General features: G+C 58.6%; 8 protein-coding genes and 1 riboswitch. Of the genes, 2 read left to right on the forward strand and 6 right to left on the reverse strand.

The genetic code is table 11. From position 1 onward, the window contains the following. Window positions 1-239: 239 nt before the first annotated feature. Complete coding sequence (locus tag ACOCD2_RS08590; RefSeq protein ID WP_295366727.1) at window positions 240-755, forward strand: transposase; 516 nt, start codon at window positions 240-242, stop codon at window positions 753-755. A gap of 87 nt (window positions 756-842) precedes the next feature. Here the strand turns inward: ACOCD2_RS08590 and ACOCD2_RS08595 are convergent, their stop codons facing one another. Both ACOCD2_RS08595 and ACOCD2_RS08600 read right to left on the reverse strand, forming a co-directional pair. Further along, window positions 843-1,226, reverse strand: a complete 384-nt coding sequence (locus ACOCD2_RS08595; RefSeq protein WP_293646719.1) for a DUF779 domain-containing protein — start codon at window positions 1,224-1,226, stop codon at window positions 843-845. Window positions 1,227-1,282: 56 nt separating this feature from the next. Then, a complete protein-coding gene (locus ACOCD2_RS08600) occupies window positions 1,283-2,779 on the reverse strand; it encodes an aldehyde dehydrogenase family protein (protein WP_293646721.1) in 1,497 nt (498 codons plus the stop codon). A 210-nt stretch (window positions 2,780-2,989) separates the two neighbouring features. Between ACOCD2_RS08600 and ACOCD2_RS08605 the strand changes: the two genes are divergently transcribed. Then, window positions 2,990-3,901 (forward strand): helix-turn-helix transcriptional regulator, encoded by a 912-nt coding sequence (locus ACOCD2_RS08605; protein ID WP_293646723.1) that lies wholly within the window; start codon window positions 2,990-2,992, stop codon window positions 3,899-3,901. A 52-nt stretch (window positions 3,902-3,953) separates the two neighbouring features. On the opposite strand, the gene ACOCD2_RS08610 is transcribed toward ACOCD2_RS08605, so the two are convergent. From ACOCD2_RS08610 to ACOCD2_RS08625, 4 genes are read right to left on the reverse strand one after another with little or no spacing between them, the layout of a single operon-like run. Continuing rightward, window positions 3,954-4,670 carry an FKBP-type peptidyl-prolyl cis-trans isomerase gene (locus tag ACOCD2_RS08610; RefSeq protein WP_308214429.1) on the reverse strand — a complete coding sequence of 239 codons (717 nt, stop codon included), beginning with the start codon at window positions 4,668-4,670 and terminating at the stop codon, window positions 3,954-3,956. After that, window positions 4,570-5,175 carry a hypothetical protein gene (locus ACOCD2_RS08615; RefSeq protein ID WP_305800235.1) on the reverse strand — a complete coding sequence of 202 codons (606 nt, stop codon included), beginning with the start codon at window positions 5,173-5,175 and terminating at the stop codon, window positions 4,570-4,572. The genes ACOCD2_RS08610 and ACOCD2_RS08615 overlap by 101 nt, the downstream gene beginning before the upstream one ends. Continuing rightward, window positions 5,172-5,714, reverse strand: coding sequence for a cob(I)yrinic acid a,c-diamide adenosyltransferase (locus tag ACOCD2_RS08620; protein ID WP_293646725.1), 543 nt, complete (start codon window positions 5,712-5,714; stop codon window positions 5,172-5,174). Before ACOCD2_RS08620 ends, ACOCD2_RS08615 begins: the two co-directional genes overlap by 4 nt. A 6-nt stretch (window positions 5,715-5,720) precedes the next feature. Further along, window positions 5,721-7,502 carry a TonB-dependent receptor domain-containing protein gene (locus ACOCD2_RS08625; protein WP_293646727.1) on the reverse strand — a complete coding sequence of 594 codons (1,782 nt, stop codon included), beginning with the start codon at window positions 7,500-7,502 and terminating at the stop codon, window positions 5,721-5,723. 38 nt (window positions 7,503-7,540) lie between these two features. After that, window positions 7,541-7,744, reverse strand: a riboswitch (cobalamin riboswitch). Between the last annotated feature and the right edge of the window lie 178 nt (window positions 7,745-7,922).

A 7,922-nucleotide genomic window follows, 5' to 3' on the forward strand; every position in this document is an offset into this window, starting at 1 on the left:
CGCGTTCGGAGGCCTACTTTGTTTTCCCTCTGGCGCAAGGCACGCCGGGAAAACAGTGCGGCCTCGCGGCTACTGGGGTCTACCAGCCTTCGCTTCGCTCTCCATGGCTGGCAGCGAATGACGCCTTTCTCCAGGTCAGAGCTTGTGCCAGACGGATTGAGGCGCTGACCAAACAGCGAACACAGGCCAAAAATCAATTGCACGCGTTGCAGGCTACGGACACAACACCTTCATTCATTTTGGAGGACGTCCAGTTATCGATTACCCAGGCTGATCACCAAATCGATACATTGCGTAAACGCACCTTGCAGTTAATCGAGGCCAACGAAACAATGCAACAGGTACTGGCCTTATTGTTGTCAGTGAAAGGGATCGCTGAAGCCAGCGCCATTCAACTCATGGGAGAACTGCTGGTTTTGCCTGAAGACATGAAAGCCAAACAATGGGTGGCAATGGCCGGCCTGGATCCCAAGCATCATCAATCAGGCAGCAGCATCAACAAAAAGGCGCGAATCAGTAAGGTGGGCAACCGTTACCTGCGCCAAGCCCTCTATATGCCGGCATTGAGCGCTGCCCGCCACGACAAACATGTCAATGGCTACTATAGGCACCTGATCGAAAAGCGTGGACTCAAGAAAATACAGGCCATCTGTGCGGTGATGCGCAAGTTGTTACACGCCGTTCACGCCATGCTCAAACAACAAAAGCCATTTGATAACACGCGGTTCTTTGACCTGTCTGGAACCATCGCATGATAAATTATTTGGATCACCACATGGCAAATTGGAGTTGCATGTGAACAGAGTATCTACGGATACAGGTTTTGCCATAACCCGGGGAAGTCAGCCCTGCTCTACGGGCCGTAGGTTTTCCAGTTCTTCGTCGGTGAACAGGCGTGAAACCGTGACGAAACGCAGTCCCAGGGGAATCTCCAGGGAAAAGCCCGCGCCGCGTCCTTCCGTGACATCGATGGTCAGATGGGTGTTCTGCCAGAATTCGAACTGGTCCGCTGCCATGTAGAAGTCGCAACCATGCACCTGGCCCAGCTTCACGTCCCGGGAGCCCACCATGAAATCCCCCACGGCAAAGCACATGGGAGCCGAGCCGTCGCAGCAGCCGCCACTCTGGTGGAACATCAGCTCGCCGTGCCTTTCCCGCAACTGGTCGATGACTTTTGCCGCGGCTTTCGTAACGGCCACCCGTTCGGAGTATTCCTTATTGCTCATATCGTTTTCCTGAAAGGGGACTGCGCCGTAGCACAGTCCCTTGGCAATGTATCAGATCAGAAGAATCCGAGAGGATTCTTGTCGTAGGACATGAGGATGTTCTTGGTCTTGCGGTAATGGTTGAGCATCATCTTGTGGGTTTCGCGGCCGATGCCGGACTTCTTCTGTCCGCCGAAGGACGCGTGGGCGGGATACAGGTGGTAGCAGTTGGCCCAGACGCGACCGGCCTCGATGCCCCGGGCCAGAGTCTGCATCTGGTGAATGTCCCGGGTCCAGACGCCGGCGCCCAGTCCGTACATGGTGTCGTTGGCGATCTGCAGGGCTTCTTCCTCGTCCTTGAAGGTGGTCACGCAGAGCACCGGACCGAAGATCTCTTCCTGGAACACACGCATGTTGTTCTGGCCCTTGAGCACCGTGGGCTTGATGTAATAGCCCTCGGGATAGGTCTCGTTGTTGTAGGCTTCGCCGCCGCAGAGAACCTCGGCCCCTTCATCCTTGCCGATCTGGATGTAGTTGAGGATCTTCATGAACTGGTCGTTGGATGCCTGGGCGCCCATCATGGTGGAGGCGTCCAGGGTGTCGCCCATCTTGATGGCGTCGATACGCTTCAGGCAGCGCTCCATGAACTCGTCGTAGATGTTCTCCTGGATCAGCGCCCGGGAAGGACAGGTGCAGACCTCGCCCTGATTGAAGGCGAACAGCACCAAGCCCTCGATGGCTTTGTCCAGGAAGTTGTCGTCGGCGGCCATGACGGAGTCGAAGAAGATGTTGGGCGATTTTCCCCCCAATTCCAGGGTCACCGGGATGATGTTCTCGGAAGCGTACTGCATGATGAGGCGGCCGGTGGTGGTTTCCCCGGTGAAAGCCACCTTGCGGATATCCGGGTGGGTGGCTAGGGGCTTGCCGGCCTCGGGGCCAAAGCCATTGACCACGTTGAGCACGCCGGGAGGCAGCAGGTCCTGAATCAGCTCAATGACCACCAGAATGGAAGCCGGGGTTTGTTCGGCAGGCTTGAGCACCACGCAGTTGCCGGCGGCCAGGGCCGGTGCCAGTTTCCAGGCGGCCATGAGGATGGGGAAGTTCCAGGGGATGATCTGACCCACCACGCCCAGGGGTTCGTGGACTTCCATAGACACCGTACTCGCATCCAGGTCGGAGACCTCGCCGGACTCGGCGCGGATCACGCCTGCGAAGTAGCGGAAGTGGTCGACGGTCAGGGGAATGTCGGCGGCCAGGGTTTCGCGGATGGCTTTGCCGTTGTCCCAGGTTTCCGCATGGGCGATCCTGTCCAGGTTTGCCTCGATGCGGTCGGCGATCTTCAGCAGCATGTTGCTGCGTTCGGTGACAGAGCTCTTGTTCCATGCCGGCGCGGCTTTCCAGGCAGCGGCAACGGCCAGGTCGATGTCCTTGCTCCCGGAGCGGGGCACGCGGCACAGGAACTGGCCGTTTACCGGGGACATGTTTTCAAAATAGTCACCTTCCACCGGGGCGACCCATTCGCCACCGATGAAGTTCTCGTACTGTTCTTTGAATTCGGGTTGCTTGTCTGACATGGTTTTCTCCTGAAGTTCAGTTCTTGTAGACCCCTCAATCCACCCGGGCTGGGGAAGTCGGCGAAGTCCATCTAAACTAAGCTTTTTGCGGGTACTGTGATTGCCTCAGCATCCAGAAACGTTGCTCCTGCGTCCAGAAGCACGCTGCCCGGGAGAAAAGCTGGTGTATGATTCAGGCTGGCGATAAGCCCTGCGGACTCGGGAAACGGGATGTCGGAAAAGCTCAACAAGCTGCGCGCGCCACAGAAGCTCATCGAGAACCGGGTGGGATTCACCGGGGAGGGCGCTGAGGTTGCCATCTATGATACTTATGAGGCTGCGTCACGCGTGCGCCTGGATGCCGACGAGCTCCTGTTCTGCGGCATGATCTCCGGGCGCAAGATCATGCACCATCCTGATGATGCGGCAGATGCTCCGGGGACAGTGTTCCTGCCCCATGAAAGCTTTGTGCTGGCACCAGGGGAAGCGGTGGAGATCGATTTTCCCGACGCCAGCCGGAAAAACCCCACTACCTGCCTGACTGTGGAAATCTCCCGGGAAAAGGTTACCCAGGTCAGTGAACGCCTGGTCGATTCCCTGGGAATGACCGAGGTGGCGGAACAGTGGCAGTTCGGCAATCCGGTGCTGCACACCCACCACAACAGTGAAACCCAGCGCCTGCTCAACCGGCTCATCAAGCTGTTCATGGAGAACCACCCGGACCGGGATCTGCTCATCGACCTGAATGTCTCTGAACTCATCGTCCGCCTGCTGCGTCACAAGACCCGTGATTTCCTGCTCACCTGGTGCAGCAGGGATCCGGAAGCCAATGCACTCATCGCAGCCCTGGACTGGATCAACAGCACCCTTTCCCAGCCCCTGGACATCACCCGGCTTTGCCGTCATGCGGGCATGAGTCGCAGCCGTCTGTACGTGGAGTTCAAAGAGAAGATCGGCTGTTCTCCCGTGGAGCTGCAGCAGCAGTTACGTCTCAAGCGGGCGGCGGAGCGCATCCGTAGCGGTGAGGCCATTACAGCCGTGGCCTACGACCTGGGTTTCAAGAGCCCCAGCCATTTCTGCCGGCGTTTCAAGGCTTTTTTTGGCTGCGTGGCCACGGAGTACAAGGAACGCTCCGGTAGTTGAGCGGGTGTTTCAGCGGACAGGATGCCGTTTGCAGGCCCAGCACATACTGTGTCTATTCGTCGTCGGGAATGCCGCTGTTGTTCACTTCCAGAACATGGGCCTGGAACACCACGTCCTGGCCGCTCAGGGGGTAATTGAAGTCTACCAGTACCTTGTCTTCATCGGTTGACAGCAATACGCCCAGGGTTTCATCACCGTCTGGCAGGCTGAAGGAGAGCACCTGCCCCGCCTCGAGTCGGGCGTCTGCAGGAAAGTCACTGCGGGGCATTTCCTTGACCAGTTCCGCTTTGCGCTCGCCCCAGGCCTGTTCGGGGGTAAGGGTCAGGGTCTGTTCTTCGCCCGCTGTCAGACCGTAGAGCGCGAGTTCCAGGCCAGGAAGCAGGGTGCCGTCTCCCAGGGTGCAGGTCATCGCCTCGTCCTCCGTATCGAAGGCAACGGTGCCGTCCGTCAGGGACAGGCTGAAATGCAGCGTGACCGTGCTGCCCGGCATGAGTTCGTTCGTCAATGTGTTTCCCCCGGGATCAGTGCATTTCAGAGGCGAGCTGTGCCAGGGTAGGCAGGTCGATATGTGGTTCATAGCCCGCTCCAGCCGTGCCGTAGCGCTGCGACCCATGCATTTGTGTTCCGGGTCGCCTTCGAATGCGCGGAGCATGGCCGAGATCAGGGCTTCACGGTCGAAGGTCTTGCCCGTGAGGCTTTCCTGCAGATCGATGACGTCGTTGGCGACCTTGCGGGCGATGTCCTCGTGTTCCGACCAGAGTTCTCCCACGTTGCCGCCGGTCTTGAGCCCGGCAATATTGGTGGTGAGAATGTACAGGTTTTTCACCACCAGCTCGAACAGCAGCTCCTCTTCGCTGGCCAGTATCTATCCTGACGGGAATATCCAGATGGCCCAGCGCATCGCGGACGAGTGCTGCCTTCGGGCCGAAGCAGGGGGAGGGGATGATGACCTTGTAGTCCATGCCGGGTTTCTTCTCGAACCAGACGGAAATGACCGTGGCCTGGGGAAGATGTGCGAAATCTGCGGGTAACAGCTCATTCTGCAGCAGCACGATCTTTTCGCGCCAGGCATCAGGCAGCTTTTCGAGAATCTGGGGCAGGTCCTTTTCACCCACGGCGATGAGTACGGCTTCGGGGGCGGGAATCTCCTGTGCCGCAGCTTCCAGATCCTGATTGCGGGTGACAGGATAGACGGGGTGCCCCAGACGCAGGAAGCCACGGGCGAAGACGCCGCCCATTTCTCCGATTCCAACAAGTACGATGGGTTTTTTCACGTTTTTCGGTTCCAGGTCGTTTCCTTATCCGATGCCTGCCGGGCAAGATGGCGCGCCAGGACGAACAGCAGGTCGGACAAGCGGTTGAGATACTTCAGGGATTCGCAGTTTACCGTTTCTCCGCGGGAAAGTCGCCACAGGCTGCGCTCGGCCCGGCGGCAGATGGCGCGGGCCATATGTGCCTGTGCGGTGGCGCGGGTGCTTCCGGGAAGGACAAATTCCCGCAAGGGGGGAAGCTTTTCGTTGATGGCATCCAGGTACTGTTCCAGGAAAAGCACCTGGTTTTCGCTGATGACGGTGCTGCCGGGCAGCGCCAGTTCACCGCCCAGATCGAACAGCCGATGCTGAATGTCTGTGATCTGCCGTTTCATTGGCGGGTCATCCAGTTCCACGGCCAGCAGTCCCAGAGCAGCGTTGAGTTCATCCAGATCACCCAGGGCCTGGATGCGCAGGCTGTCCTTGTCCACCCGGCTGCCATCCGCCAGGCTCGTCTGGCCCTTGTCACCCGTACGGGTGACGATTCGGGTCAGGCGGGCCATTCGGCATTACCGGTTGTAGCGGATGCCCAGGTAGCCGGCGCGGCCCTGGGTGTTGTAGCCGCTGGCGAGTTGGTAGTCTTCATCGAAGGCATTTTCCAGTTTGGCGAAGATCTGCCAGTTCGGGTTCGGCCGATAACTGGCATTGAGGTTCACCAGAGTATAGCTGTCCAGGGTGATACCGCCAAAGTCCTTGCGGTTGCCGGAGTACAGCAGGTCAGCGCCGAAATTCCAGTCTTCCCAGGCGTAATCCACGCGGGCGTTGAGGCTGTGCCCGGCCCGGCGCAGCAGGCGATCTCCTGTGCTGCGGTCCTCGGGGTTCTGCCAGTTGCCGCCCAGGTGCAGGCTCAGGGCTTCGCCGCTGTAGTCGTAACCCAGTTCCAGGCCGTCGATACGCACCCGGGCAATATTCTGGTTGTAGCCGCTGAATGGCGGTGTGACCAGTACCCACTGGATCATGTTGTCGATATCGTTGCGGTAGACAGAGGCGCTGAGTTCATGGCCGGCTGCAAGCTGATGCCGCGCGCCCAGTTCGTAGGACGTGGACTCTTCCGGTTTCAGCCTGGTGTTGCCGCCAAAGCCGAAGCGTTCATTGGCGCTGGGAACCCGGAAGCCTGTTGCCGCGCTGGCGAAAAGGCGGGTACTGTTTCCGAAGTTGTAGCCGTAGTTGAGGCTCCAGGTGAAATGTGTGCCCGCATCTTCATGATCGAGATGACGGATATCGGCGATGAGATGATGATTGCCCCGCAGCAGGTCATATTGCGCCCAGGCTTCCCAGAAATCCGTATTCTCGTCATAGGACGAAAAACCACCTTTGGCGGTGACGTCCTCATCGCTGCTCTTGAGACCCAGAAGCAGTTTGTCGCTGGTGGTCAGCGTCAGTTCGTTCTGCCATTTGAGCTCGGTACGGTCTGTGTGCACCGAGTCGCTGCTCTGGTTCTGGTCGATATGGTCACGCACGTAGGCCAGCTCCAGGATGCTGGTCCAGATGTCAGAGAAAGGCGCCGTCCAGCTCAGACTGCTGCGGCTGTTGAAGAAATCCTGATCGAGGGGATTGCCGAAATAATCCAGGTACTCGTTGTTGCCCTGTGTCTGCCAGTGGCTGGCGTCGAAGCTGTGCCTGCCGGTATCGATGCCCGCAGCCAGGTTGAAGCTGGTGTTTTCATAGCCACGGTTGATATTCGAGCTTTCCAGTGTGGGAAACCCGTCGGTGCGCTGATGGGATACCGAGGCGCTCAAACGGTGGTTGCCTTTCGTATGGCCGATACGTGCATTACCGCGCCAGGTATCATCGCTGCCGCCTTCCAGAGAGCCTCCATAGCTGAGCGCCTCTTCTCCGGCCTTGCGGGTGATGATGTTGATAACACCGCCGATGGCGCCGGAGCCCCACAGGGTGGAGCGGGGGCCTTTGTAGATCTCGATGCGTTCGATGTTCTGGGGATCGATATGCTGCAGCGCGGTGCTGCCTACGCTGCCCGAATTTACCGCTACACCATCGATCATGATCAGATTCTGATCGCTTTCCGTACCGCGGATGAACAGGGATGTGGCCTGCCCGGGGCCACCGTTGCGGCCGATTTCCAGGCCGCTGTGAAACCGCAGCAGGTCGGCTATATCGGTTGCCGCCGAGCGCTGGATTTCCCCGGCAGTGATGACTTCCATGCTTGCCAGTGCATCATCCAGTGAAGTGTCATAGCCGGCGGCGGTAACCACCAGGGTATCCAGTGATTCGGCGGCGAGCAGGGGGGCAGGCCCCATAAGCAGGGCCAGAGTAAGAGTAGAAAGCTTCATTGTGGTATTCCTTTTCAAGGGCGCACACCCGCGCCGGGTTAGGGGATGTGCCTGAAGGCCGGTATCCGGACTGATGGGCTGGAGAGACTCCGAAAGCCGCGCCTTCCCGGGATGACGTCGTCCCAGTGGCTGTTGCCGCTTTCTTTCCCAATCACCGTTGCGGGGGCAGTGCCGGTATTTCACCGGCTTCCCGTTTAACTCCGCGGCATCTGCCGCAGAGCACCTTCTGGCGAGGTGCGCAGTCTGCCAGCTGGTGCTATCCACGTCAATTCACGGAAAGGAAGTGAGAGGTCGGAGTCGAATCAGGGTGATATCGGGAAAATGTAACGGCCTGGGGTGATTTGACTCCGGCCCTTTGTTGATAGTAAGTTGTTCGCGGTTTTCCGAGTCAAGAAAATTCGTAAACGATTTGAATACAAC

This window comes from Thiolapillus sp. (genome assembly GCF_048562965.1).
Lineage (GTDB): Bacteria > Pseudomonadota > Gammaproteobacteria > Chromatiales > Chromatiaceae > Thiolapillus > Thiolapillus brandeum_A.